Here is a 25534-nt window from a genome sequence, read left to right as displayed (position 1 = left end):
CCCCTGCAGACGCGACCACCACCTGGTGGCGAAAGGAACGCGATCCGCGTCAGGTTTTCGTGGACTACAACCAGAACGCGCGCGATCACACCATTGCCGCTGCGTACTCGGTACGCGGCGTCCCCGACCGACAGGAACGAAGTGACTCGAACACCGAACCGCCGCCCGCAAGAAGTGGTCATGGGTCGCTGGTGGTGTTGTTGCCGTGGTCGCCTTCGCGTCTGGCACGCCGCTGCCGACGAAGATTCAGTTGTGTGTTGATTCGCCGCACAAGTTCCCCCAAGTGTTGCGCGCAGGGCGGGACCCACCGCCGACGCCTTTTCGAGAAGGCGATGTCTTACTCCTGCTCGGAAACCTGTTTGCGGAGCCGGGCCACCCCGGCGATGATGCGGCCGTTATCGATCACCCGGTGGGCCGCCTCGACCTTGTACTCGGTCGTGAACCTGCGCTTGCTGGACATGAGGCCATCATGTCCAGCGGGACCAACGATCCCGCTATCTCGATGTCCACCATCTGGGGGAACCTCACTTCTTGCGGCTTTGGGTTCAAGAACACGTCGGAAGGTCAAGCGCGGCTGCCGCGACCATGCCTCGTGCCTACGGTTATTCGAGCCTGTACTGCGGGTATGATCCATCGCCGCAGGTACTCGCGGAGTTCGACACTGGTGCGTGGTGGGGTGCCCGGATCGATGAGTAGTGACTGGACTACCCGCAGCATCGTTTCGACGAGTTCGTCGAGATCATTATCGGACCAGCCGTGTGCGTCCCAATCGACGTCGAATTGTTCGACGATCACCCGTCCAAGCGAGATGGCCTGGGGGGAGGTGACTTCGGCAATGTGGCGCCCGTGTTCTGTCGGTGCGAACAGCATGCCGAATCGTCGATGCTCCCGGAGTCGTTCGTAGGTGATCGCGATTCCCTCGACGATGGCCCGCGCCGGGTCGGTCAAACCGCGAAGCGACTCGGCGACACCGTTGAGGAACTCGTCGGTGACATGTTCTGCCGCTGCCCGAACCAGCGTGTCGGCGTCAGGAAAGTACCGGTAGACCGTCTGCCGGCTGATACCCAGCTGCTGTGCGACCTGCCGGATGTTGATTTGACCGATACCGGCGTCGATGAGTTCGCCGGCGGCCACGACGATGCGTTTGACCGCCTCCTCGTCGTCGGTCGGCCTCGCACCGGCCCATCCATGGGTGCGCATGCCGCCCCACCCTTCCCAAAGCTCCTGAGTTCAATACTTTACTGGGAAACCACTCAAGACGACGAGACATAGAACACATTTCATGTACCGTCGTAAGAGGAGGAAGGACAGCCCATGCCCACCGACTCGCCTGTCTGGCAAGAAACCCGTTGCACCCCGTTCGGGAGCGAGCTCACCCGTCGAGGACTTCAACTGGCGCTGACTAACACCACCGATATGGCTCCGAGCACGCTGCGGGTGCCGTTGGACTATTACCGCGACGACAAACTCAGTGAAATCGAAGAGACCCGTCTCTTACGTGAAACGCCCCTATCCCTGTTGGCCACAGCGCAAATACCCGAGCCGAACGACTACGTGGTGCGCACCGTGCTCGGCGACTCGCTGCTATTTACCCGCGATCGGGAAGGGACCGCACACGTTTTCCTCAATTACTGCCGGCACCGCGGAGCTATGCCTGCCTGCGGTTCGGGCAATTCTCGTCGGTTCACCTGCCCGTACCACGCCTGGGTGTACGACAACACCGGACGGCTGCGCGGCATACCCGGAAAATCGGGTTTCGACGACCTCGATCGCGGCGCCTACGGGCTGGTCGAACTCCCCAGCGACGAACGGTACGGATTTATTTGGGGCACGCTGAACGCGGACGCACCCCTCGACCTGGACACCCACCTGGGCCAGTTCGGTCCCGAGCTGGCCCGCTGGAACTATCAGAACTTCCAGTACCACGACGAGCGGTTTCTGGAATCGACCGTCAGCTGGAAAGGAGCCCTGGAAGCATTCGCCGAGGGTTACCACTTTCCCTTCGTCCACGGCAACAGCGTGATCGGGCAGAACACCATCGCCAACACCCACGTATATGACGAGTACGGACCCCATCACCGGATCGGATTCCCTTTCAACTGGATCACCGACCTCGCCGATAAAGACCCGGACGCTTCCTGGGACGACCCCGGTCAGTACATGGGACTCATCTACTGGGTGTACCCCAACTTGATTCTCGCCAACAGTCCAGTCGGAGTCGAGGTCATTGACATTTTGCCCGCCGGATCGGCCACCCGATGCACGGTCAGGCACAGCTGGATGGCCCGATACCCCGCAACTACGACTGAGCAAATCGAAATGTACGACGGCATCTTCGCGCAAGTACACGCCGCGGTGCGCGACGAGGACTTCGCCATGCTGCCCCAATGCGGCCAAGGCGTTCGCCGGGGCCAGCATGAGCACATGGTCATCGGGCGCAACGAAATCGGTGTTCAACACATGATCCGAGTCATGGCGGAACGACTCGGCGTCAGCATTACATAGGTCCCACCAAATCGTCAGGTCCGCCACGTCCGAGGGCAATGGTCTCGAGTCGGCGCTTCACCGGCCTCCGGGCGGCGTCCCCCCGGGTCCTCCGGAGGGCGGCGTCCCGCCGGGTCCTCCGGAAGGCGGCATCCCGCCGTCGCCCGGACCTTCACCCATGCCGCCGCTTGCCGCCTCCTGGGTGACACTGCCGGCGTAGTCGTTGGTCGGATCGCGGTAGATGGTGTGGACGTGACCCCAGCCAGAGGTGGTCACGCCGTCGATGTCCGCACCCGCCGAGCCTTGCTGGGCCTGGAAGGCGATGTAGACGTTCGGTCCGGAGATCGAGAAGGAGATACCGTCGCCGGTGCTCATGTCATAGGTGGTCTCACCCGACCAGGCGATGACGGTGTCACCGAGGGTCGCCTCGATCTTCGTCAGCACCGCAGCGTTCGTCTCGTCGTCGGCCATCCCGGCCCAGTTGGCGATCAGGTCCAGGAGTAGCTGCTTCTGCTCGTCGGTCAGATCGGCGCCAGTCAGTCCCGAGCCGGTGGCGAAGTCGCAGGTATCGCCGGGGGAGCACATGCTGACATCCCCGGACGTGAGTGTGGCCTGCTGCTCTTCGGTGAGGCTGTCGTAGAGCGCGAACGCCGAAGTGTAGATCTCGTCGAAGGGCTGTACCTCTTCACCGTCTTCGTTCGTGTACACCGCCGGCTGCACGCCCAGGTGGGTCGGAGCGAACGTGATTGCATTCTCGGCACCGTTCAGATCGGCGTTGATGCCCAGGTGGTGGCCGCCGAACTGGACCGACCATGCTTCCGTGTCCGATGGATCGCCGAAGAAGGCGATGTAGTACTGGCCCAAGGAATCCTCGGTGCTGGTGCTGTTCTCCAGCAGGTATTTATCGCCGTTCATGATGCCCTCGACGGTCGCGTACGCATCCTCATTGAGCAGGCCCTCGAGCACCTCGAGGGCTGCGGCCTGCTGCTCCTCGGTGAGATCGACGAGGTTCAGCCCGGCGCGGTCGACGAAGGTGACGGGGAAATTCGACCATGACGTCGACTTGGTCTCGTCCTCGTAGTCATAGACCAGGGACTCGATCTGCTCGTCCGAGAGCGTGGCCATGAATGCTTCAGCGGCGTCAGTGGTGGCTGTGATTGTCTCGGCCGTCGTCGTCGCATCGGTGGCCGTCGCGGTGCTGTCGCCGCTCGAGGCATCGACGGTTGCAGTAATCGATGATTGGGTCGTCGTCTCGCTCGTGGACGTGTCGGTGGCACTTTCCGCGCAGCCGGACAGGGCAAGGCCACCCACCACCAGCAGCGCGGCGGCTCGGAGCGTGCCCTGACGCAGTAGCCGTCGGGTCGGGCCCGGGGCAATGTCGGAGATGTTCTGTTTCATGATGAACTCCCTGGAGATGGGTAATGGATGGCCGATAGGTTGAGAGACACGTTCGAATCTCAGGGATTCGGGTAACCCTCAACTACTCCTGTGCTGTGTGGCTCAAGCATCCCGTGGGAGGAAGTTCCGGCGCGTCGCCCTGACGCAGACACCGCATACCGCATTCGCAGTAGCGTGCGATACCGCGGCGGGTCGACGCGGCATAATCCCGATGATCGGCAGACTGGAGCACATGAGCGAAGCACGCACGCCTGCTAGCCCCGGAGGAGGCGCCGATCCGGAGGGACGCACGCGCTCGGCAGCATCGGGAAGCCGGTCGTGGTGGATGGGCCGACTCGGCGACGTGGTCGCCGCAGTGGTCGTCCTGCTTGGTGGTGGACTGCTGGGCGGCGCACTCTTTCCGGGGCCGGAACTCTTCGGACCAACTGCGGGGCCGCCGATGTTCGAGCCTGGACCACCCGGTACCGGTGGGCACCCCGACTCGCCGCCCGGGTGGTCCTTTGCGACGCTGGCGCTACTCATCGTGCCCGCTGCGCTCATGCTCGTTCGCCGACAGTGGCCGATACCGGTGTTCGCCGTTGGATTCGCGAGCTTCGTCCTCGCCGTGCTGTTCGGCCTTCCCTCGCTGGGCCCGGGCATCGCGACGACCATCGCCGCCTATGCGTTCGTATTCCGTGTCTGGCGCCCATTGGCGCTGACCATGATCGCCAGCGCCACGGGGCTGGTGATCGTCCTCGCCTTCACAGCAACGGGATGGGAGTCGCTGGACCCTCGGGTGTTCCAGATCGGAGCCGCCCTGGCCATCGCGGCGGCGCTTGGAGACAGCGCCCGCTCCCGACACGTATATCTTCTCCAAGCCGAGGATCGCGCCCTGCGTGCCGAACAGACCCGTGAAGCCGAGGCCCGCCGGCGCGTCTCAGAGGAGCGTCTGCGGATCGCCCGCGACCTGCACGACACGGTGGCCCATCAGATCTCCGTGATCAACCTGCACGCGGGAGCGGCATCGGGGTACCTCGCCGACCAGCCCGAACGCGCCCAGGCCGCCCTGCGTACGATTCGTGAGGCCGCCCGGGGCGCACTGAGCGAGATCGGCGATCTGCTTCGATACCTGCGAGACACTCAGAGTGCGGACGCACCGCCACCGCAGCAGGGCCTCGACGCTCTCGACGCATTGCTTGACCGCATGCGCGAGATGGGTCTGGAGATCGAGGTCGACATCCGAGGTGACCTGACGCGTGTCAACGGGATGACCGGAACGGTTGCGTACAGGGTGATCCAGGAGGGCCTGACGAACGCGCACAAACACGGCAGCGGGCGCGCGGCGCTACTTCGCACAACAGTCGGAACGAAGCAGCTACGCATCGAAATCGACAACCCGATACCAGAGAAGGCGTCATGCGCCCAGGACATGGCTGTCGGGTGGGGCACCGGTCTCGGCATCATCGGCCTTCGTGAGCGCGTGGCCGCAGCAAAGGGGACGGTCGCGACGAGTCGGCAGGATGGCCGCCACCGACTGGAAGTAGAATTGCCCATGCAAAGGGAGGGGAAACCGGCGTGATCTCTGTGCTCGTGGCCGACGACCAGACGCTCATTCGGCAAGCCGTCGTCGGCATTCTCAATTCTCACCCCGAAATCTCTGTTGCCGATGAGGCCGAGAACGGGGCCGAGGCCGTCTCGCTCACCAGAGAACTGCAACCGGACATCGTCCTCATGGACATCCGCATGCCGGGACTCGACGGAATCGAGGCCACGGCGCGAATTTGTGCCGAACCCGGCCTGACCGAAACGAAAGTACTGATCCTGACAACGTTCGAAGAAGATGAATACGTCGTGTCGGCACTCAGAGCGGGTGCGAGCGGCTTCATCGGCAAAGGATCGGAACCTGACGACATCGCCCGCGCCGTCCTATCAGTGCACGCAGGAGAAGCGCTCCTCTCTCCCGCCGCGACCCGTGGGCTCATCCGCCGCTACGTACTTCCCGAAGCCCGAACCATGAAAATAGATCCTCAGGCGGCCGGGGCACTCGAGAAACTGACCGACCGCGAAGCAGAGGTGTTGCTGCTCGTGGCACGCGGACTGTCCAACAGTGAGATCGCCGAGCAGCTATTCATCTCACCGCACACCGCGAAGACCCACGTGAATCGGATCATGACCAAGGTCGGATCCCATGATCGCGCGCAACTCGTGATCCTGGCCTACGAGAGTGGGCTGCTCGCGCCCGGAGAATAGTCCAAGGACTCGCAAGCATGTCGGTGTTGTACCGGACGGCGTCGAGGAAGTTTCCAACGTCGTGGATTTGGATCTTGATCCCAGGTAGGTCCACCACAACGCGAGTCCGCAACAACGGTCCACGTCTTGATGCCGTTTCAGTACGACCCGCTGAGTCCTCGCCACGCCCGCCGCCTGACGTTCAGTGATCCGAAGGGAGTACCAAATCAACGACCGACGCGAAGGAGGACATGCGTGTCGGCTGCGAGCAGCAAAAGTCCTGCCTAACCCAGGCGCAGTGCGTCTTTCGTGATCTCGTCGACGGCTGCCAGCCCACTGAGACCCATCGTCAGATCGAATTCGGCGATGAGGTTCGCGGTGACGTCACGAACACCGTCGCGGCCTGCGAGCGCCAGCCCGTACAGGTGTGGACGGCCGAGCGTCACCGCATCGGCTCCCAGCGCCAATGCCTTGAACACGTCTGCACCGGTTCGGATTCCGCTGTCCAGGATCAGCGGTACCGCACCGTCGACCACCGGCACGATGTCGGTGAGGGCATCGAGAGAGGCCACCGCACCATCGACCTGACGGCCACCGTGGTTGGACACCACAAGTCCGTCCACTCCGATGTCCACCGCACGCCGTGCGTCGTCGGGGTGCAGCACGCCTTTCAACAGCACGGGCAACGACGTCCGCTCGCGCACCGTCTCGAGGTCCGCCCAGCCCAATGACGGACGTGAGTAGATGTCGAGGAAGGTTTCGACTGCGGCGCGCGGCTGCGGGGAACGGATGTTGTCGAGGAACCGACCGGGAAACCTGCGGGTCATCGACAGCAGTGACCGCACCGCACCGAGAGTCACCTCGACATCCGCCTTCGGCAATGCGGAGGCGAGGCGTTCGCGAACGATCCGCATGAACACCGGGTCCGACGTGTACTGGGCGATGCCCTTCCCCTGGGCGAACGGCAGCGAGCCGAGGTTCAGATCCTCGGGACGCCACCCCAGCATCGTGGTGTCCAAAGTGACGACCACGGCGTCCGCAGCCATGTTCTCGGCGCGTTCGAGGAGGCTGTCGACCAGATCGTCCTCGGTGCTCCAGTACAGCTGAAACCAGCGCGGCGCATCGCCCATCGCGGCCGCGCTCTCCTCCATCGGCGCGCTGCCCTGATTCGAGAAGATGTACGGCACCCCCAGGTCGGCTGCGGCAGCGGCGATCGCAACGTCCGCCCCCGGGGCGGCCAACTCGGCTGCACCGACCGGGGCCAACAGGACGGGAGCAGGCAACTGCTTGCCGAACAGGTTGATCCCGATGTCGCGCTTCGACACGTCCCGCAGCACCCTCGGCACGATCTGCCATCGGTCGAAAGCGTCCCGGTTCGCCTGCGCGGTCTTGCCCAGACCCGCAGCGCCGTGGACATACGCCCACCCCTCGGCGCTCATCTTCTGCTTCGCTGCGCGCTCGAGAGTCCCGAAATCGGTGGGCACCAGCGGCCGACGCCCCAACACCCCGTCGCGATAGATCGCGCTCTGCCGCTCACGACCGATCCCGGCTGGAGACTCCTCGGCCATCACCGTTTCACCCTCCCGCACGCACTATTGCGCAGCGTCCCAAAGCTCCTGCATACCGGTCAGAATCTCCTCTGCCTTACCGAGACCACCGAGATGGCTTTCGCCGGGCATCGGGATGAATTTGGCGTCGGGAAGCAACGACACCATGTGCTCGCCGTGGTGATACGGAATGATGTGGTCGCAGTCGCCGTGCCACCAGCGGACCGGGGTTTGCACGTCGCCGACCTGGAATCCCCAGTGCTGGGCGAAGAGCACGATGTCCGCGAACGGCGCACCCATCTGCTTACGGCCGCCGTTGAGCAGGTCGTCGAGGAACATCGCCTTGAACTCGGGACGCGCCAGCAGGCGGCGATCCCCTGCAGGGGAAGCCAATCCGTACAGATCGATGATCGGCGACGCGAAGGGACGCGCCAGGCGAATCACCGCGCTGGCTGCGGCACCGATCGGCGCACCACCCGCCGCGAGCGCCGGTGCCGCCATCACACCGACATCGACGAGCCCGCCCTTGATGGCTTCCGGCCCCTGCGAGGGAGCCACACCACCGAGGACGCCCAACGCCATCACCCGGTCCGGCATGGCGGACGCGCAGGCCAGCGCGTACGGCCCACCGCCCGAGAGGCCGATGATGGCCATCTTGTCGACGCCGAGCGTGTCCGCCACCGTCTCGAGGTCCGAGGCGAAATCGCGCACCGACCCATAACGGTGCGGTGTCGACGAGCCCACACCGGGGCGATCGATGCCGATCAGTCGGATGTTCTCTCGTTCCGCGAACGCGCGGGCTTCCATCGGAATCTGACGACGCGCCCCCGGCGTGCCGTGCAGCCAGAACATTGCCCTGCCGTGCGCCGATCCGAACTCCGCGAACCCGAGACGCCGATCCTCCCCGACCGCGACTGTGCCCTCCAGCTGAGGGCGTGCGATATCAACCATGCGCACAGCATTGCACGTGAGGATCATCACCATGCCGCGAGGTTGTCCGTACGGCCACACCGACCCGAATCACAGCGCATCATGTAGGCATGTCCGCACGAGTGCAGACGCACGACATCTATTCGCAGGCGACGTTGTCGACGGTCATGCCATCCGTTCTCGCCGCGCTCGGAGTGCCGGACGAGCCGAACGTCCTCGAACTCCCGTCCGCCACACGAATCGCGATTCTCCTCGTCGATGGTCTGGGCTGGAATCTGCTCCGCGAACACGAGGCCGACGCACCGTTCCTCTCCGGGCGCACCGGCAGACCCATCCGCGCCGGATTCCCCACGACGACCGCGACGAGCATCGCGTCCCTGGCCACGGGCCTACCGTCGGGCGAGCACGGCATCACGGGCTACCAGTCGTACGTCGGCGAGGTACACGGGGTGCTGAACTGGTTGTCTTGGCATCGAGTCGGTGATCGACGCGACCAACTCGAGCGTCTCGTCCCGGAGCGGATACAACCCCGCGAGACGGTTTTCGAGCGTGCCGCGACGGCAGGGGTCACCACCACGTGCGTCGTACCTGCGAAGTTCGACGGCACAGGACTCACCCGCGCCGTCCTGCGCGGCGGGGAGTTCACCGGTGCGATCACGCACGGCGACCTCGTCGCCCACACGGCGGCCGCGGCAACGTCCGCCGATCGCACGCTCACCTATTGCTACATCAGCGAACTCGACACCATCGGGCACGTGTACGGACCGGGAACCCCGCCGTGGCGGCACCAATTGCGCCTGGTCGACCTACTGGTACGCGAACTCGCAGACGCCCTCGGCCCATCGGTGCGCCTGTACGTCACCGCCGACCACGGCATGGTCACCGTGCCGGAGGAGGACAAGGTCGACGCAGACACCGCTGCGGACCTGACTAAAGGCGTACGAGCCCTGGCCGGCGAGCCGAGGTGCCGGCACGTGCACACCCGGCCGGGCGATACCGACGCCGTCGCCGAACGATGGCGATCGGTGTTCGGCGACCAGATGTGGATCGGCACGCGGGCCGAAGCCGTCGCAGCCGGGTTGTTCGGTTCACGCATCGCACCCGAAGCCTCGGGCCGGATCGGAGACGTGGTTGCCGTCTCGTGCGGCAGCACCGCTGCGGTACGCAGAAAGGCCGAGTCACGGCTGTCTGCACTCCCCGGACACCACGGCGGCCTCACCGACGACGAACTGCACATCCCCCTGCTGCACACCTGATCAGGCGCCAGGACCGGTGAACGTGTTGTCCGATCCGGTGTTGGTCTTCGGCGCTCCGGCACCGAATCCCCAGTCGACGAAATTGTTCGAACCGGTGACGTCGAGGACGCCGATCGTCCTGCTTGCCAGATGATTGTCATTGCCGCCGAGATCCGCGGCGACAATGTCGTCGACCTCGATCTTGTTTCCGCTCCCGGACACGTTCAGACGCTCGGCCCGACTGCCCGTCATCGTCACGACGTTTCCGCGAATCTCGGCAGTTCCGACTCTTTCCAGTGCAGTGGTGTTGCTGCGCCCCGAAACCGTGAGCGCACCGGTCTCAGTGCCCGTCACGGTGATGTCCTGACCGGTGACGATGATCGCCTCCGACCGGTCCACATTCACGGTGGCGCCGTTGGCATCCACGGTCACCGTCCCGCATGGGCCACCGAGCACGACATTGGCGCCGTCCCGGTCGATCAGAACGTCGCGTCCTGCGCATTCGCCGCTCTCGTCGAGGGTGACCACTTCGCTCGACGTCTGTGCATCGGCCGCGTCGTGTGTGTCCGCTGCGGCGCACCCGGAAAGCGCTCCGGCGAGCAGCACGAACACCGCCGAAGCGGCACCAGAAAGCTGATTCACGGAGAGCAAGCTAGCAGTGACCCCGCCGTTTTCGGTGGAGGGCGCACCGAGTGAAGCAACTCGACCGTAAACCCGTAACGGTCGACGCAAATTTTGGTACGGTGCACACGTTTGGTAGGCAATTGTGATGTTCGACAACCTCGGACATCGTGAACCGCAGGTGCACCAGCAGTGGATGCGCACGGGAACTGGGCGCCCACAGCACACCAGCTACGAGGGTAGGTACTCGTGAAACGCAGCAGATCTCTCGCCGTCGCGTCTCTCGCCAGCGTGGCCGTTCTGGCCTTGGCAGCCCCCGCATCGGCCAACCCGAATGCGATCAACCCGATCCCCGGTCTCAACGGCACCACCGGCCTCCCAACGCTGACCGGCCCCACCCAGGTAGTCGCGCAGCAGACCGGAATACTCAGCCCCAACAGCACCCAGAACACCAATGTTCTGGGCACCGACCTGGGCATCATGTGGGACAACGGCAAGGGCGAGATTCTGACGGCATTCGGAGACTCCGCCGGGCTGGGCATCCCCAACCTGCTCTCGGGCAGCTTGTGGCAGTGGCGCAGCAGTGTCCTGTTCCGCAGCCATGACCGGAACCTCACCGACGGCATGACCTTCAGCAGCACACCGCGCGGCATCCTCGGCCAGTCGAAAGAATTGATCCCCAGCCCCAAGATCCCGTTCATCGAGATCAGCCGCATCCCCACCGCCGGCATCGCAGTCGGTGACACGCAGGTCATGAGCATGATGTCGGTCAAGAACTGGGGCCCTGCGGGATCCTGGGAGACCAACCACTCGAGCCTTGTCTTCTCCAACGACAACGGCGAGAACTGGCACGAAGCACCCGAGACCACGCGCCTCAACGAAGGCGGCAACCACAAGTTTCAGATGAGCGCCTTTGTGAAATCCGGCGGCTACGTCTACCAGTTCGGCACCCCTCCGGGGCGCGGAGGAGCCGCTCACCTCGCTCGGGTGCCCGAAGCCGAGATCATGGACCTCGGAGCCTACGAATACTTCGACGGCAACGGCTGGGTCAAGGGCAAGCCCGAGGCGGCGAAGCCCATCGTCCACGGCGTCGCCGAGCTTTCGGTCAAGTACAACGACTACCTGGGTCAATACATCATGCTGACCACAGACCAATTCAACTCCGTCGTGATGCGTACGGCGTCGTCACTGACAGGACCGTGGAGTCCGCCGCGGGTGCTGATCGACACCCGTCAGCTCCCGTCCGCGTACGGGGCGTACATCCATCCGTGGTCGACGGGCCGGGATCTGTACTTCCTCACCACGGTGCATTCCAACTACAACGTACTGCTCATGCGGACCACCCTCTGAGCCTGCCCGCGTTAGCCTTCCGAGCATGGACGCGGACGCTTGGGACGAACGGTATTCAGAGAACGACCTGGTATGGGGCGCGCCACCCAATGCTGTAGTAGTCGAGCAGTTGACGGCATTGCCGCACGGGCGCGCTCTCGACCTGGCATGCGGTGAGGGCCGCAACTCGCTGTGGCTGGCCACGCGTGGATGGCACGTGACCGGTGTCGACTACTCGGGCGTGGCGATCGACAAGGCGCGGGCGCTCGCGTCGTCATCCCCGCGTTCGGTTCGTGAACGGCTCGACTATCGGACAGGTGATATCACCGACGCGGAATGGGGCGAATCCTATGACCTGGCCCTCCTGATTTACGTCCATCTACCACGCTCTCAACGAAATCATGTTGTGAGGCGTGCCATAGATTCATTGAAACCCGACGGAATCCTCATGATTCTGGGGCACGATTCGAGCAACATCGAACACGGCGTCGGCGGGCCACAGGATCCCGAAATACTGTACACACCAGATGATTTGAGACACGACTTTGCCGACTGTGTCCGCGTCGACATTTCCGAACGCCGCCTTCGCGAAACAGAGGCCGGAACGGCCGTCGACGCTCTGTTCGTCGGACGCCGCCCGACTCTTGGCACCGAAGTAAATCCCGCGTAATATCGGCAATGTTACCGACGAGTAATAACTTGGGCGGTACTTTGCAGACAGACCGCACCATCTCACTGGGAGTGACAGAAGACATGGGCCATTACAAGAGCAACGTCCGAGATCTGGAGTTCAACCTCTTCGAGCTTCTCGGCATCGACAAGGTTCTCGAGACCGGCGCGTATGGCGACCTGGACGCCGACACCGTCCACGAGATGTTGAGCGAAGCGAGTCGTCTCGCCGAGGGGCCGGTGGCCGATTCGTTCGCCGACTCCGACCGGAACCCGCCGACGTTCGACCCCGAGACGCACACTGTCACGCTCCCGGAGGCCTTCAAGAAGTCCTACAAGACCCTCGAAGACGCCGGCTGGGCCAAGGTCGCCCAGCGTGAGGAACTCGGTGGCCTCGGTGTTCCCAACGCCGTCGGCTGGGCCGTCAACGAGTTCTTCCTCGGCGCCAACCCCGCCATCTCGATGTACGCCGCGTGCGCTCCGTTCAGCCAGGTTCTCTGGGAGAACGGCACGGACGAGCAGAAGAAGTGGGCCGAGACCATCTCGGAGCGCAACTGGGGCGCCACCATGGTGCTGACCGAGCCCGACGCCGGTTCCGATGTCGGCGCAGGCCGCACCAAGGCCATCAAGCAGGACGACGGCTCCTGGCACATCGAGGGCGTCAAGCGCTTCATCACCTCGGGCGACTCCGACGACCTGTTCGAGAACATCATGCACCTGGTGCTGGCTCGCCCCGAGGGCGCAGGACCGGGCACCAAGGGTCTGTCGCTGTTCTACGTGCCGAAGACCCACTTCGATTTCGAAACCAACACCCTCGGCGACCGCAACGGCGTCTTCGTCACCGGTGTCGAGCACAAGATGGGGCTGAAGGTTTCGGCCACCTGTGAGGTCACCTTCGGTGGCCACGGCGTCCCCGCCAAGGGCTGGCTCGTCGGTGAGGTGCACAACGGCATCGCGCAGATGTTCGACGTCATCGAGAACGCCCGCATGATGGTCGGTACCAAGGCCATCGCAACGCTCTCCACGGGCTACCTCAACGCGCTGGATTACGCCAAGGAGCGCGTCCAGGGTGCGGACCTCACCCAGATGACCGACAAGACCGCCCCGCGCGTCACTATCACGCACCACCCGGACGTGCGCCGCAGCCTGATGACGCAGAAGGCCTACGCAGAGGGCCTGCGCGCCGTGTACCTCTACACCGCCGCACACCAGAACGAGGACATCGCACAGCACGTCTCCGGCGCGGACAAGGACCTCGCGTTTCGCGTCAACGACCTGCTGCTCCCGATCGTCAAGGGTGTCGGCTCCGAGCGCGCCTACCAGTACCTGACCGATTCGCTGCAGACCTTCGGTGGCTCCGGATTCCTGCAGGACTACCCGATCGAGCAGTACATCCGCGACGCGAAGATCGACTCGCTGTACGAGGGCACCACCGCCATCCAGGCGCAGGACTTCTTCTTCCGCAAGATCGCCCGTGACCGCGGCGTCGCGCTGGCCCACGTGGCCGGCGAGGTCAAGAAGTTCATCGACAGCGAGGCCGGAAACGGTCGCCTCAAGGCGGAGCGTGCACTGCTCGCCACCGCCCTCGAGGACGTGCAGGCGATGGCCGCCACGCTCACCGGACACCTCATGGGTGCCCAGGAGCAGTCCACCGAGCTGTACAAGGTCGGCCTGGGTTCGGTCCGCTTCCTGATGGCCGTCGGCGACCTCGTAGTCGGCTGGATGCTGCTCCGCCAGTCCGAGATCGCCATCAAGGCACTCGACGAGGGCGCGGGCGACAAGGACAAGGCGTTCTACGAGGGCAAGGTCGCCGTCGCGTCCTTCTTCGCGAAGAACGTGCTGCCCGAGCTGACCGCCACCCGCGGCATCCTGTCGAACCTCGACAACGACATCATGGAGCTCGACGAAGCCGCATTCTGATTCGGCCTCAGCTTCGACACGGCGCTGCCTCTTCTCATTCGTGAGGAGGGGCAGCGCCGTTTTCGCACCCACCCCTTTCCGACGAATGTCACACAGGTTCAGCTCGCGCGAACCGCTGTGACATTCGTGGGGGATGACGACGGTGCGGCACACTTACCGGGTGCCCGTTGCGCTTCGATTCGCCGGCCCCGAGGACGCCATGGCTCAGGTTCTTCTCCGCCGATGATCCTGGCTATGGCTTCGTCGACGAGACCACGCCGGAAATTGCCATGGGTGTAGTGGCGGACTGGAGGGGCCAGGGGGTCGGTCAAATCCTTCTCGAAGCGCTACTTGCGGCTGCCCGCGACGCGGGATTGGCTCGAGTCAGCTTGAGCGTCGAACCGGATAATCCCGCACGACGGCTGTACGAGCGGCTCGGCTTCTCACGAGTCTGCGATGTCGACGGCTCTCTCACCATGCTCTTGCAGCTGTGAAAAGCGCCTCGACCGCGGCACTTTCACGAATCGGCCGGGGCTGTGGGGTGGCGAGCAGATTGCGCCGAATCCGTTGTCGGCTTCGCCGCCCCGGTACCTCGTCGGGTGACGAGGTACCCGAAGGTCGTGGCAAGTACGTACATCAGGATCGAATACACCGCACTGGGGATGGCCACCTCGGTACTGCCCAGCACGCTGATCGCGATGGTCAATGCCACCGTCGTGTTGTGGATTCCGACCTCCATCGAGGTGGCGATCGCCTGGGGCTGACCGAGTTCGAGCAGGCGGGCTCCGGCAAAGCCGAGCGCAAGGCTTGCCAAGCAGAACAGGCCGGTGACCAGACCGACCTGACGCGCGTATTCCGCCACGTTGTCGCGCTCCGACAACAAAGCACCCACAGCGACGAGCGCCAGCACCACAATCGAGAAGATCCGCACCGGACGGTCTGCGCGAGCCGCGAAGGTCGCGGTGTATCGGCGCACGATCATGCCGATCACCACCGGGATCAGAACGATCGCGACGACCTGCATCACTTTTCCGAACTGCAGACCGACCTCACCGTCCGCATCGAAATACGCGATGGCGAAGTTGGTGATGACCGGGATGGTGACGACAGCCAGGACGGAATTGATCGCGGTCAGCGTGATGTTGAGGGCGACATCTCCGCGGAAGAGGTGGCTGAACAGGTTGGCGGTTGTGCCACCCGGTGAGGCGGCAAGCAGCATCACTCCGACCGCCAGCAATGGGTCGAGGTCGAACACCTTCACCAGTCCGAACGCCACCGCAGGCAACACGACAACCTGCAGGATCAACGCCACCACCACAGCTTTGGGCTCTCGCGCTACGCGCCGGAAGTCACCGACGGTCAGCGTCAGACCCAATCCGAACATGATGATCGCGAGGGCGACCGGAAGCCCAATAGTGATCAGACCAGACGAATTCATTCAGTTCTCACATTCCAGAGTGGTACTTCAGCACGAGCAACTACGGAGTGACACGCAACATCATTGGCATTCGCTATGACATCGATCACGTGAGGGTACGCCACAGGCCGTCGCTGATGCAGACACGTCCGCCCCCGACCGATGTCACAGCGGTTCAGCTGAGCCGAACAGGTGCGACATTGGTTGGGGGCGGGTGAAGCGAGGTGAGGTGCGGAGGGGTTACTCGCCTTCGTCGGCTTCAGGGGCGGGAGCAGACGTCGGGGGTACGTCCTCGGGCTGAGGTGCCTCTTCCGCAGGCGCGTCCTCGTCGGCAGGCGCGGACGCCGGTTCGTCGGGCTCCACGCACTTCACGACCGGCACCGGGTCATACGTGACCGTGCGGGTGTTCCGCGAAATCTCCGCACCACTGTCGTGGTCGGTGATCACGCGAGTGTCGCTCGAGGTGAAACCAGGCCCACCGCTCGACTCGATGCAATGTGGTCCCGCGGGAAGGGTGACCGTATCGGGCTCTGTCGGGTTGGACCGGTCACCGGTGATCGATTCGACGTCGACCGTCTTGGTACCCCAGATCTGCACTGTCACACTGGAGCTGTCGCCGAACGCCTGAATCATGACGCCCGTGTCCGACGTGTTCTTGAACTTCAGGTCGATGACGCCTTCGAACACCGTGGCCTCGCGCGCTTCCGGGTAGCGGGAGATGTAGTAGCTGTGCTCCTGATGCGCCACGTCTTGCATACCAGCGAAGTACGCGGCGTTGTACAAGGTGGTCGCGAGCTGGCTGATACCGCCGCCCACTGCCTTGTCCGGTCGACCGTTCATGATGATTCCGGACGCGATGTACCCTTCGGCGGTCCCGCGAGGACCTGTGTATCCGTTGAGTGAGAACGTGTCACCGGGTTTGACGAGGGCACCGTTGACCTCACTGGCAGCGAGACGAATGTTGTGGCCGGAGTCCGCCGAGAAACCACTCGTGGTGAACTCGCCGATCACCTCGTTGATCCCCAGTGCCTGCACTTCCTCGGTGGTCAGTGCGGGCGGCACTTCCCCGTACACGGCGTTGGTGGCGTGCGTATCCACGACGAGCTTCGGGAGATCTTCGAGTGTCTTGGGCCAGTCGACGAGGTTGCCGACCACACCGGGAACCACAGAAGGTGCTCCGCCTTCGAGGGTCACCGCAGCGTCCTTCGGCTCGGTCTCCGTTCCGACCAGTTGCGGCGCGAGAATGCCGATCGCCGCTTCTTGGGCGAAGCGCGGCTCTAGGCCACCGTTCCCATCGGGCGCAAAGCTCAGCACTGAGCCGATCTGATCGCGGGGCAAGACTGCCTTGCTGTCGTCACGGCCGGTCACGACGAGGTCGGCGGACGCAGCGGGCACCGCGATCTCGGTCATTGCCCGGTCGACAGCCGCCTGGGTAACCGTCACGGGGGCTTCTTCGACGGGCAGGTCGATCGTGTGGCCGAACACCCACTCGTCGGCGATGGCGTCGGCCGCTCCCGCACCATCGAGAACCTGGCCGGGACTCGGCGAGACCGGCACCGGGTTCGCCCCCTCGAAGACGATGCTTCCCTCACGCGTCTCGCCGTCGGTCTCGGGCCGCAATCCGTCCACTGCCTGCATCAGCACCTGATCGTCGCGCGTCGATTCGACACCCACTTCTTCGGTGGTGAAGAACGACGCCAACCGCGTGAACGGGTTCAGCGGCTGTTCCTCGGCCTCGTCGAGGGTGGCATCCCAATCGATACCCAGCCCCGCCTGCGCGGGAACGATCTGCGCCGACACGTCACCGGCCTGCACGTCCACGGGCTGTTCGGCCCTGGAATCGAGCGCCGTGTGCAATGCAGCCTCTGCGTCGGCACGGGATTCGCCACCGATATCGACGCCGGCAACAGTGACGCCGCGAGCCACGCTCCCCGACGACACCGCCAGATCGGCCACGTAACCGAGGGCGAGGACGGCAAACACGCCGCCCGCGACGAGACCGACCTTCTTCCACGGCCGGGACTGGGCCGTTGTTTCGGGATCGGCGGCAGGGACGCTCGGATCGGGGGTGGCGTTCATCGCGACGGTGGCACCGTCCGGGTCGGACCCGCTGTGCCCTGGGGCAGCCGCATACGGCGCCATCGGCATTGGGCTCTGTGACACGGCCGGAAACGATGTGGTGGGTGTGTCATCTGGCAAATCGCGTGATCCGACCGGCCCGCCCTCCGGAACTGCCTCGGTGGGTGCGTCGTCGGCGCCCGGAATGCCCGAATTCGGTGGCAGCCCCTCGCTCTTCCGATCGTCGCTGTTGCCTTCGTGGTCGCTCACCGCTGGCCTCTCGCCGATTTTGTCGTCGTACTGGGCCTCCGGACCGACACCCACTCGTGCCGTCCGTCGATGTCACATCGGTGTGCGCACCCGGCCGCGTCGCGAGTCATTCTACTTACGACACAAATGCAGGAGCCCCGCGCTGCTGCCAGGTCGGGGGTCAGGCAGCAACACGGGGCTGACATGGATATCGCCAGCAAACCCTCAGCGTTACAACCGACCCGAAAGATCGTGAAAAAGTTTCGAGGATCCGGCCACCCCTCGTAGCCGGATCCTCGATCACGCGCCCTTCAGCGGCTTTCCCGGTGCGGTGGCGACCGGAAACGCCGCTGAAGTCGAATCTTTACCGCTCGATGATGGCGGTGACGCCCTGACCACCCGCTGCACAGATCGAGACCAGGCCACGGCCCGACCCCTTCTCCGCCAGCATCTTCGCAAGCGAGGCGACGATACGACCGCCGGTGGCGGCGAACGGGTGCCCGGCAGCGAGCGAGGAGCCGTTGACGTTGAGCTTGCTGCGGTCGATGGAACCGAGCGCACCGTCCAGGCCCAGACGCTCCTTGCAGTACTCGTCCGACTCGAAGGCGTCCAGCGTGGACAGCACCACGGAAGCGAACGCCTCGTGGATCTCGTAGTAGTCGAAGTCCTGCAGGGTGAGGCCGTTGCGCTTCAGCAGACGCGGGATGGCGTAGGTGGGGGCCATGAGCAGGCCGTCCTTGCCGTGCACGTAGTCGACGGCCGCGGTCTCGGAGTCGACGAAGTGGGCGAGAACCGGAAGGTTGCGCTCTGCGGCCCACTCATCGCTGGCCAGGAGCACTGCGGAAGCACCATCGGTGAGCGGCGTGGAGTTTCCTGCCGTCATGGTGGCGTCGCCGAGCTTGGTGCCGAACACGGGCTTGAGAGTCGACAGCTTCTCGACCGTGGAGCCCGGGCGCAGGTTGTCGTCGCGGGTCAGACCCAGGAACGGCGTGATCAGGTCGTCGAAGAAGCCACGGTCGTATGCCGCCGCCATGTTCTTGTGGCTCGCCACAGCCAGTTCGTCCTGCCGCTCGCGGGCGATGCCGAACTCCTTCGCGGTGATCGCCGCGTGGTCACCCATCGACTTGCCGGTGCGCGGCTCGCCGTTACGCGGAATCTCGATGCCGAGCATGGAAGCGCGCACGTTGCCGAGCAGCTTGATGCGGTCGCCCGTGGTCTTGGCACGGTTCAGGGAGAGCAGGAACTCACGAAGCTCGTCGTTCACACCGATCGGGGCGTCGGACGTGGTGTCCACGCCACCACCGACACCGGATTCGATACGACCTGCGGCGATGGCGTCGGAGACTGCGGTGATCGCCTGAAGACCGGTGCCACACGCCTGCTGAATGTCGAACGCGGGGGTGTAGGGGCTCAGCGCGCTACCGAGAACCGTCTCGCGAACGAGGTTGAAGTCGCGACTGTGCTTGAGCACGGCGCCGGCGGCAACCATGCCGAGCTGCTCGCCCTGCAGACCGAAACGGCTGACCAGGCCGTCGAGCGTGGCGGTCAACATGTCCTGGTTGGACGCCTGTGCGTACGCCTTGTCCGAGCGTGCGAACGGGATTCGGTTTCCGCCGACGATGGCGACGGGGCGCTGCTGCCTGCCGCCGGTCTTCGGCGCCGAAGCAGACTTCGAGGTGGTACGAGCTTTGCTGGTCACTGACGTCTCCAAGGTCTGGTGCGATTACCTGTTGGCTACTATTCTTACTCAGGAGTAAGTTACTTGTCGACACCGCAGTCGAATCAGCGCTCGGTGACCGACCATCACAACGACGACAGAAGGTAGGACCGTGGCAGCCAGCAAGGGAGCTCCCGACCTCTATTCCCAGTTCCTCTCATCCGGTCCCGGCGCGTTCATCGCCGAGAAGGCCGGCCTTCCGCAGCCGGAAAAACTGCGCCGCTACAAGGCAGGTGAACCCGCTCTCGCCGGTCCCGTCCTGATCGGCGGCGAAGGCCGTCTCGTCGAGCCCCTGCGCGCGATGCTCTCCGATTACCCGGCAGCCCAGGCGCACGACGCAAAGTTCGGCGGCCTCGTCTTCGATGCGACCGGAATCACAGAGGTTTCCCAGCTCGACCAGCTGTACAAGTTCTTCCAGCCGGTCATGCGCAAGTTCGCCCCGAGCGCCCGCGTCGTGGTCATCGGCACCACTCCGGACGAAACCTCCAGCGTCGACGAGCACATCGCTCAGCGCGCCCTCGAAGGCTTCACCCGCAGCGTCGGCAAGGAGGTCAAACGCGGCGCAACGGCTCAGCTGGTGTACGTCTCGCCGAAGGCCTCCGCCGGTGCATCCGGACTCGAATCCACCATGCGCTTCCTGCTGTCGGCGAAGTCCGCATTCGTCAGCGGTCAGGTCATCTCCGTCGGCGCCGACGACTCGGTCGCCCCCGCCAACTGGGACAAGCCGCTCGACGGCAAGGTCGCCATCGTCACGGGTGCCGCACGCGGCATCGGCGCCACCATCGCCGAGGTTCTCTCGCGCGACGGCGCCCACGTGATCTGTGCCGACATCCCGCAGGCCGGTGAGGCACTTTCCGAGACCGCCAACAAGGTCGGCGGCACGTCGCTCGCACTCGACGTCACCGCCCCCGACGCCGCCGAGGTGCTGTCCGCGCACGTCCTCGAGCGTCACGGCGGCGCGGACATCGTCGTCCACAACGCCGGCATCACACGTGACAAGCTGCTCGCCAACATGGACGAGTCGCGTTGGGACATGGTCATCGGCGTGAACCTGCTCGCACCGCAGAAGATCACCGAGCACCTCGTCGCGACTGGCGCCCTCAAGGAAGGTGGCCGCGTCGTCGACGTGTCCTCCATCGCCGGCATCGCAGGTAACCGCGGTCAGACCAACTACGGCACCTCCAAGGCCGGCGTCATCGGTGTCGTGCACGCCGAAGCCCCCGTCCTGGCGAAGAAGAACATCACCATCAACGCGGTCGCTCCTGGCTTCATCGAGACGGCCATGACCGCCGCGATACCGTTCGCCACCCGGGAGGCAGGACGCCGCATGAGCTCGCTGCTGCAGGGCGGCGAGACGGTGGACGTCGCCGAAACCGTCGCGTACTTCGCGAGCCCGGCCTCGAACGCCGTCACCGGCCAGATCGTCCGCGTGTGCGGCCAGAGCCTGCTGGGTGCCTGATGGCGAGAAAAGTCGTCGCCCTCACCGAGATGCCGAGCATCGCCGACGTGTACGCGGGAGCCGTGCGTAGCGCACTACCCGTGGTCGGCACGAGCGGTGGGCGCACTCTGCCCACCGAAACGCTCACCCTCGACGGCGTGCGGGTCGATACCGACAACCTGGCCGCGTACGCCCGCGCGACCGGCTTGCGGTTCGGTGACACCCTCCCGCTCACGTATCCGTTCACGTTGGTGTTCCCGATCGTGATGAAACTGATGGTGTCGAAGGATTTCCCCTTCGCCGCAATGGGTTCCGTCCACGCCGAAAACGTCATCGAGCAGTTCCGTCCGATCTCGGTCAGCGAACCGCTGGACATCGCCGTGCATGCGGCGAACCTGCGCGAGCACCGCAAGGGACTGCTCGTCGATCTGATCAGTGAGGTTCGAGTCGGCCGGGAACTGGTGTGGCGTCAGACGTCCACCTTCTTGAACCAGCAGAAGACGTCGCTGTCGGGTGAGCCTCGCCCGGTATCCAAGCCGGACGAGGTTCCGCCGCCGCCGCTGCGTGCCCAGAAGGTCGACCAGTCGATCATCAGCAAGTACGCAGGAGTTTCCGGTGACCGCAACCCCATTCACGTGTCGTCTTTGGGCGCAAAGGCCTTCGGGTTCCCGCGCACCATCGCCCACGGCATGTGGAGTGCGGCCACCGTTCTCGGCGCCGTCGAAGGACGCATCCCGGATGCTGTCACCTACAGCGTGAAGTTCGGCAAGCCGATCCTGCTGCCCGCAACCTTGAACGTCTACGCCGACACGGCGGACGGCGGCTGGGACCTGTCGATCAAGCATCCGAAGAAGGGGTACCCACACCTCACCGCGTCACTGCGGTAAAGCCGGAAAACACGAGAGGGCCTGTTCTTCGACATCGAAGAACAGGCCCTCTTTTCGTATAGGCCGGTTCAGGCGGTGCAGAATCGGCCTGCCAAGTCAGGCGGTGCAGAATCGGCCTGCCAAGTCAGGTGTTGTCGGCCTTCTTCTTTCCCGACAGACCACGCCACGCCAGAGATTCGAGTAGATCTACGGCGGTGTCCACCTCCACCTCACCGCCGGCCACCCGGTCTGCGACGGCCTCGCCCGCACCGACGAGGGCGGTTGCCATCAGCCCGAAGTCCTGTGGCTCCCCGGGAGTCTTCGTGCTCGAGGAAAGCAGTTGGGCGGTCAGGTCCACGAGGCGGTCGCGACTGGACTGCACCTGTCCCAGAAAGGCCTGCTGGCCGATCGCCTGGCGGTACAACACCATCCACGACTTGCGGTTGGCCCCGACGAATCCCAGAAAGCCGCTCAATGCCAGACGTAGTTGCTCGCGGGGGGACAGATTGGGGTCACCTGCCGGTTCGAGCGCTTCCACGAACCGTAAGGCTTCACGCGCAATGCAGGCGCCGAACAGTTCGTCCTTCGACCCGTAGTACAGATACAGCATGGGCTTCGAAATCTCGGCCTTGGCTGCGATCGCGTCCATCGACGTTTCGTGAAAGCCTCTGTCGGAGAACACGTCGACGGCAGCGTCGAGCATTTGCTGCTCACGCACCGCACGAGGCAGTCTCTTGGTGCCGCCTGCCATGTGTCCTCCAACCCTGATCGAACCCCCTATCTTACTCTAAGGTAAGAACTGGTCGACGGAGACCTGCCCGACAGGCGACCCGCGGCAACACACCCCATATAGCCAGGTAACACCACCAACCCGGTAACACTGCGGGTTCGATCGAGATATTCCAAGCGGCGACGAAAGCAACCGACACCGCTTCCCGGATCGACATCGACAGATCCGGGTTCGGCCGAAAGTGGGGTTCACATGAGGTCACGACGTCTGATGTTCGTTTTTCTCGGATCGGTACTGATTGCCCTTGTGGGCTCGACCAGTGTCGCCGGAGCGGCACCCGTGCAGGTCGATCCGGTCGAGCAGTTGGTCGACGCCGGCGTCCCCGCTGAGGTAGCGCAACAGGCGTCCGTCGCCGACTCGGCGGCAGCGGGTGACGTGGTGACCATTTCACACCCCGGCTACCGATACTCCTTCCCGGGAACCCAGGTCGACGCCGTACTCGATCACGAACACGGCACGGTGCGCGTGATTCAGCGTTGGCTGGGCAACGGAATCGAGTCAAGACTGTCGGTGGGCTGGGTGAACTTGGCCAACGGTCGCTCAGGTATCAGCGGATTACCCGAGTCGACTCCGATCGACAACCCGATGTTTGGAAACTACTCGGACCGGGCGACCACCCTGAACACCGGCACCGGGCCGGTCGCAATCGTGGTGTGGGGTCGCATCCCGGGATGGACCGGCCTGCTTCCGCTGGCGCCCGAGTACTTCGGAATCCTCACGCCGGCAGGATCGCTTCTGCGCGTGTAGTGCGACCGCACCAAACCCCCGCCGAAACCCTCGGCCGGCACAACTCACCAAGGCCCGAGACTCAGCAGGCGAGCTCGAGACCTAGCAGGTGAGAATGCCCTTCGAACGCGCGACCGTCACCACAGCCTCGTCGACGCGTTGTTGCGGCAGGTCCCCGGATGCGACGGCATCCTCGAGGTGGTCGAGAACCTGCGGCACCTCGTCTGTCGTCAACCACAACGCCCGGTCGACACCAGCAGCGAGCGCCGCCTCGACGGCTTCGGAAATGGTGTAGCGGTCCGTGATTGCCTTCATGCCACTGAGGTCGTCCGTGAAGATCGGACCGTCGAACGGAACGCCCCCGTACCCCACACCACCGCGCAGCAAGGCCACCGCCTCCGGGCTGATACTCGCCGGCACACCCGGCTGCGTCAGGCCGGGTACGTCCAGGTGCCCCAGCATCACGCCACCGCCGGCCTGGAGCACAGTGCGGTAGGGAACGAGGTCCTTCTCCTTCAACTGCTCGAGCGGCGGTGTGGTCACGGCGCCGGTGTGCGAATCGCCGGACGCAGAACCGTGACCCGGGAAATGTTTGAAGACCGGCAAGATGCCGGCGTCACGCATACCGCGCGCGTAGGCGTCGGCGTACTGTGCGACCACGGTGGGATCGTTCGAGTACGAGCGGTCACCGATCACCGAGTTGTCGGGCTGGCTGCTCACGTCGACGTCCGGCGCATAGTTGACGGTGATCCCCAGGTCCGCGAGCCCGCGCCCGCGTTCGAGTGCCATCTGGTAGGTCTGTTCCACCGTCATGGTCTGCGCCGTCTCGCGTGCGGACGGGTCCGCACCGAGAAGGTCGGCGACCCGCGACACACGACCACCTTCCTCGTCGATGGAGACGGTGAGCGGCAGGTCGGATTCGGCGGCAACCTGCGGTACCTCACGATTCGCCAGCATGCTGTCGTCGGTCCAGCTACCGATGAAGATGCCGCCGACCTGCTCGTTGCGCACCACTTGCACAGCGTCGGCGGTGCCGCGCACCCCGACGACGAGAAGCTGCGCGAGCTTGTCCCGCTGGGACAGAGAGTCGAGCAACTCCTGACCACACACCGATGCCGCAGCCTCGGTCGCCGTCGGGGTTCCGGGCGCAGAGGAAGGCGTCGACTGCGCCTCGGACGACGTCGGCGGTGGGGGGTCACCCAGCTCTGCCGTCTCCGAGGAACAACCGACGACCAGACCGGCACAGGCGGCCAGCGCCAACGCAAGCTTCAATCGCATGATCATGACGGTAACCCACTACCGAGACGGGAACCCACCGACGATCGAGGCCCGGATCGGTTCGAAATCGCGATGCACTTGGTAATCTGTGGGTAAACCGAAGCCCCTGATCGAGGAGGTAGTGGTGCCGGGCGGTCTCATGCTCATCGCGTACGACGGTTCCGACAATTCCAAACGCGCGATCGAGTACGCAGGTCGTTTCCTGGCGTCGAATCGGGCCGTCGTGGTGACCGCATGGGAGCCGATGGTTCGGCAAGCGGCACGCATGTCGGGTCTGTCTGGGGTGATGCAACCCGAATGGGTGCCCGAAGACGACGGCGAGGATGTTGCATTCACCGATGCCAAGGTCACCAACAGTGAAGGTCTCGAACTTGCCCTGGCGGCCGGAATCGACGCGGAAGGGCGATGCGCCGAGTGCACCACGACCATCTGGACCGCCCTCGTCGAAACCGCGGACGAGTTGGACGTGGATGTCATCGTCACCGGCACCCGGGGCACCACCGGACTGCGCTCACTGCTGCAGAGCAGCGTCGCCGACCATGTTCTCCGGCACAGCCACCGACCGGTCCTGATCGTTCCGCCCGGGAAGTGAACTGCCCCACAGACCGGTCCTGAAGTCCGCCACCGCACCGCAGGTGATACCTTGACCGGAGTAATTCGACTTCGAGGACCGTG

23 protein-coding genes and 1 pseudogene are annotated in these 25534 nt (G+C 64.4%); 13 read left to right on the top strand and 11 right to left on the bottom strand.

What is annotated here, in order from left to right; translation table 11 throughout:
- Positions 1-128, top strand: a pseudogene (gene ligD, locus ACZI8Q_RS19990) (non-homologous end-joining DNA ligase LigD); the annotation flags it as partial.
- Positions 129-337: 209 nt separating this feature from the next.
- Here the strand turns inward: ligD and ACZI8Q_RS19985 are convergent.
- On the bottom strand, positions 338-460 hold the full coding sequence (locus ACZI8Q_RS19985) for a hypothetical protein (RefSeq protein ID WP_463375323.1): 123 nt from the start codon (positions 458-460) through the stop codon (positions 338-340).
- Positions 461-564: 104 nt separating this feature from the next.
- Positions 565-1200 carry a TetR/AcrR family transcriptional regulator gene (locus ACZI8Q_RS19980; protein WP_463375319.1) on the bottom strand — a complete coding sequence of 212 codons (636 nt, stop codon included), beginning with the start codon at positions 1198-1200 and terminating at the stop codon, positions 565-567.
- 114 nt (positions 1201-1314) lie between these two features.
- On the opposite strand from ACZI8Q_RS19980, the gene ACZI8Q_RS19975 reads away from it, so the two are divergent.
- Positions 1315-2505 carry an aromatic ring-hydroxylating oxygenase subunit alpha gene (locus tag ACZI8Q_RS19975; RefSeq protein WP_463375318.1) on the top strand — a complete coding sequence of 397 codons (1191 nt, stop codon included), beginning with the start codon at positions 1315-1317 and terminating at the stop codon, positions 2503-2505.
- A 57-nt stretch (positions 2506-2562) separates the two neighbouring features.
- Here the strand turns inward: ACZI8Q_RS19975 and ACZI8Q_RS19970 are convergent, their stop codons facing one another.
- Positions 2563-3882, bottom strand: a complete 1320-nt coding sequence (locus ACZI8Q_RS19970) for a DUF3500 domain-containing protein (protein ID WP_463375317.1) — start codon at positions 3880-3882, stop codon at positions 2563-2565.
- A 232-nt stretch (positions 3883-4114) separates the two neighbouring features.
- On the opposite strand from ACZI8Q_RS19970, the gene ACZI8Q_RS19965 reads away from it, so the two are divergent.
- Entirely contained in the window at positions 4115-5440 is a 1326-nt protein-coding gene (locus ACZI8Q_RS19965) for a sensor histidine kinase (protein WP_463375316.1), read from the top strand.
- Positions 5437-6111, top strand: a complete 675-nt coding sequence (locus ACZI8Q_RS19960; protein ID WP_463375315.1) for a response regulator — start codon at positions 5437-5439, stop codon at positions 6109-6111. Before ACZI8Q_RS19965 ends, ACZI8Q_RS19960 begins: the two co-directional genes overlap by 4 nt.
- Before the next feature lie 263 nt (positions 6112-6374).
- Here ACZI8Q_RS19960 and ACZI8Q_RS19955 read toward each other — a convergent pair whose 3' ends face one another.
- Both ACZI8Q_RS19955 and ACZI8Q_RS19950 read right to left on the bottom strand, forming a co-directional pair.
- Entirely contained in the window at positions 6375-7658 is a 1284-nt protein-coding gene (locus ACZI8Q_RS19955; RefSeq protein WP_463375314.1) for an alpha-hydroxy-acid oxidizing protein, read from the bottom strand.
- Between the two features lie 24 nt (positions 7659-7682).
- Positions 7683-8588, bottom strand: a complete 906-nt coding sequence (locus ACZI8Q_RS19950; protein ID WP_463375313.1) for an alpha/beta fold hydrolase — start codon at positions 8586-8588, stop codon at positions 7683-7685.
- Positions 8589-8677: 89 nt separating this feature from the next.
- Between ACZI8Q_RS19950 and ACZI8Q_RS19945 the strand changes: the two genes are divergently transcribed.
- Complete coding sequence (locus ACZI8Q_RS19945) at positions 8678-9823, top strand: alkaline phosphatase family protein (RefSeq protein WP_463375312.1); 1146 nt, start codon at positions 8678-8680, stop codon at positions 9821-9823.
- On the opposite strand, the gene ACZI8Q_RS19940 is transcribed toward ACZI8Q_RS19945, so the two are convergent.
- Positions 9824-10444 carry a DUF3060 domain-containing protein gene (locus ACZI8Q_RS19940; RefSeq protein WP_463375311.1) on the bottom strand — a complete coding sequence of 207 codons (621 nt, stop codon included), beginning with the start codon at positions 10442-10444 and terminating at the stop codon, positions 9824-9826.
- 228 nt (positions 10445-10672) lie between these two features.
- Between ACZI8Q_RS19940 and ACZI8Q_RS19935 the strand changes: the two genes are divergently transcribed.
- The 4 genes from ACZI8Q_RS19935 to ACZI8Q_RS19920 all read left to right on the top strand — a co-directional run bounded on the left by ACZI8Q_RS19935 (position 10673) and on the right by ACZI8Q_RS19920 (position 14814).
- On the top strand, positions 10673-11773 hold the full coding sequence (locus ACZI8Q_RS19935) for a DUF4185 domain-containing protein (RefSeq protein WP_463375310.1): 1101 nt from the start codon (positions 10673-10675) through the stop codon (positions 11771-11773).
- Between the two features lie 25 nt (positions 11774-11798).
- On the top strand, positions 11799-12422 hold the full coding sequence (locus ACZI8Q_RS19930; protein ID WP_463375309.1) for a class I SAM-dependent methyltransferase: 624 nt from the start codon (positions 11799-11801) through the stop codon (positions 12420-12422).
- 83 nt (positions 12423-12505) lie between these two features.
- The gene (locus ACZI8Q_RS19925) at positions 12506-14341 is read left to right on the top strand and encodes an acyl-CoA dehydrogenase (RefSeq protein ID WP_463375322.1); all 1836 of its coding nucleotides are present in this window, start codon (positions 12506-12508) and stop codon (positions 14339-14341) included.
- A gap of 167 nt (positions 14342-14508) precedes the next feature.
- Positions 14509-14814 (top strand): GNAT family N-acetyltransferase, encoded by a 306-nt coding sequence (locus ACZI8Q_RS19920; RefSeq protein ID WP_463375308.1) that lies wholly within the window; start codon positions 14509-14511, stop codon positions 14812-14814.
- A gap of 23 nt (positions 14815-14837) precedes the next feature.
- Here ACZI8Q_RS19920 and ACZI8Q_RS19915 read toward each other — a convergent pair whose 3' ends face one another.
- The 3 genes from ACZI8Q_RS19915 to ACZI8Q_RS19905 form a co-directional block, all read right to left on the bottom strand.
- Entirely contained in the window at positions 14838-15758 is a 921-nt protein-coding gene (locus ACZI8Q_RS19915) for a bile acid:sodium symporter family protein (RefSeq protein ID WP_463375307.1), read from the bottom strand.
- Between the two features lie 219 nt (positions 15759-15977).
- Complete coding sequence (locus tag ACZI8Q_RS19910; protein WP_463375321.1) at positions 15978-17879, bottom strand: VanW family protein; 1902 nt, start codon at positions 17877-17879, stop codon at positions 15978-15980.
- 529 nt (positions 17880-18408) lie between these two features.
- Entirely contained in the window at positions 18409-19743 is a 1335-nt protein-coding gene (locus ACZI8Q_RS19905) for an acetyl-CoA C-acetyltransferase (RefSeq protein ID WP_463375306.1), read from the bottom strand.
- Between the two features lie 130 nt (positions 19744-19873).
- Between ACZI8Q_RS19905 and ACZI8Q_RS19900 the strand changes: the two genes are divergently transcribed.
- Positions 19874-21220, top strand: coding sequence for a 3-oxoacyl-ACP reductase (locus ACZI8Q_RS19900; RefSeq protein WP_463375305.1), 1347 nt, complete (start codon positions 19874-19876; stop codon positions 21218-21220).
- Complete coding sequence (locus ACZI8Q_RS19895; RefSeq protein ID WP_463375304.1) at positions 21220-22086, top strand: MaoC family dehydratase; 867 nt, start codon at positions 21220-21222, stop codon at positions 22084-22086. Before ACZI8Q_RS19900 ends, ACZI8Q_RS19895 begins: the two co-directional genes overlap by 1 nt.
- A 124-nt stretch (positions 22087-22210) precedes the next feature.
- Here ACZI8Q_RS19895 and ACZI8Q_RS19890 read toward each other — a convergent pair whose 3' ends face one another.
- Positions 22211-22816, bottom strand: a complete 606-nt coding sequence (locus ACZI8Q_RS19890; RefSeq protein ID WP_463375303.1) for a TetR/AcrR family transcriptional regulator — start codon at positions 22814-22816, stop codon at positions 22211-22213.
- 231 nt (positions 22817-23047) lie between these two features.
- Between ACZI8Q_RS19890 and ACZI8Q_RS19885 the strand changes: the two genes are divergently transcribed.
- Positions 23048-23602 carry a hypothetical protein gene (locus ACZI8Q_RS19885; protein WP_463375302.1) on the top strand — a complete coding sequence of 185 codons (555 nt, stop codon included), beginning with the start codon at positions 23048-23050 and terminating at the stop codon, positions 23600-23602.
- 81 nt (positions 23603-23683) lie between these two features.
- On the opposite strand, the gene ACZI8Q_RS19880 is transcribed toward ACZI8Q_RS19885, so the two are convergent.
- Positions 23684-24859, bottom strand: coding sequence for a glycoside hydrolase family 3 N-terminal domain-containing protein (locus ACZI8Q_RS19880; RefSeq protein ID WP_463375301.1), 1176 nt, complete (start codon positions 24857-24859; stop codon positions 23684-23686).
- Positions 24860-24983: 124 nt separating this feature from the next.
- Here ACZI8Q_RS19880 and ACZI8Q_RS19875 point away from each other — a divergent pair, with 124 nt between their 5' ends.
- Positions 24984-25451 carry a universal stress protein gene (locus ACZI8Q_RS19875; RefSeq protein WP_463375300.1) on the top strand — a complete coding sequence of 156 codons (468 nt, stop codon included), beginning with the start codon at positions 24984-24986 and terminating at the stop codon, positions 25449-25451.
- Positions 25452-25534: the final 83 nt, after the last annotated feature.

This window comes from Rhodococcus quanlei, assembly GCF_055231015.1.
Note: the sequence above shows the minus strand (reverse complement) of the source record. Positions and strands in the feature narration are given on the sequence as shown.

Coding starts and splice junctions, on each gene's coding strand:
- ACZI8Q_RS19975 (WP_463375318.1), top strand. CDS start 1,315: ATGCCCACCGACTCGCCTGTCTGGCAAGAAACCCGTTGCACCCCGTTC.
- ACZI8Q_RS19895 (WP_463375304.1), top strand. CDS start 21,220: ATGGCGAGAAAAGTCGTCGCCCTCACCGAGATGCCGAGCATCGCCGAC.
- ACZI8Q_RS19910 (WP_463375321.1), bottom strand. CDS start 17,879: ATGGCGCCGTATGCGGCTGCCCCAGGGCACAGCGGGTCCGACCCGGAC.
- ACZI8Q_RS19965 (WP_463375316.1), top strand. CDS start 4,115: ATGAGCGAAGCACGCACGCCTGCTAGCCCCGGAGGAGGCGCCGATCCG.
- ACZI8Q_RS19985 (WP_463375323.1), bottom strand. CDS start 460: ATGTCCAGCAAGCGCAGGTTCACGACCGAGTACAAGGTCGAGGCGGCC.
- ACZI8Q_RS19890 (WP_463375303.1), bottom strand. CDS start 22,816: ATGGCAGGCGGCACCAAGAGACTGCCTCGTGCGGTGCGTGAGCAGCAA.
- ACZI8Q_RS19930 (WP_463375309.1), top strand. CDS start 11,799: ATGGACGCGGACGCTTGGGACGAACGGTATTCAGAGAACGACCTGGTA.
- ACZI8Q_RS19945 (WP_463375312.1), top strand. CDS start 8,678: ATGTCCGCACGAGTGCAGACGCACGACATCTATTCGCAGGCGACGTTG.
- ACZI8Q_RS19955 (WP_463375314.1), bottom strand. CDS start 7,658: ATGGCCGAGGAGTCTCCAGCCGGGATCGGTCGTGAGCGGCAGAGCGCG.
- ACZI8Q_RS19885 (WP_463375302.1), top strand. CDS start 23,048: ATGAGGTCACGACGTCTGATGTTCGTTTTTCTCGGATCGGTACTGATT.
- ACZI8Q_RS19950 (WP_463375313.1), bottom strand. CDS start 8,588: ATGGTTGATATCGCACGCCCTCAGCTGGAGGGCACAGTCGCGGTCGGG.
- ACZI8Q_RS19880 (WP_463375301.1), bottom strand. CDS start 24,859: ATGCGATTGAAGCTTGCGTTGGCGCTGGCCGCCTGTGCCGGTCTGGTC.
- ACZI8Q_RS19925 (WP_463375322.1), top strand. CDS start 12,506: ATGGGCCATTACAAGAGCAACGTCCGAGATCTGGAGTTCAACCTCTTC.
- ACZI8Q_RS19970 (WP_463375317.1), bottom strand. CDS start 3,882: ATGAAACAGAACATCTCCGACATTGCCCCGGGCCCGACCCGACGGCTA.
- ACZI8Q_RS19915 (WP_463375307.1), bottom strand. CDS start 15,758: ATGAATTCGTCTGGTCTGATCACTATTGGGCTTCCGGTCGCCCTCGCG.
- ACZI8Q_RS19980 (WP_463375319.1), bottom strand. CDS start 1,200: ATGCGCACCCATGGATGGGCCGGTGCGAGGCCGACCGACGACGAGGAG.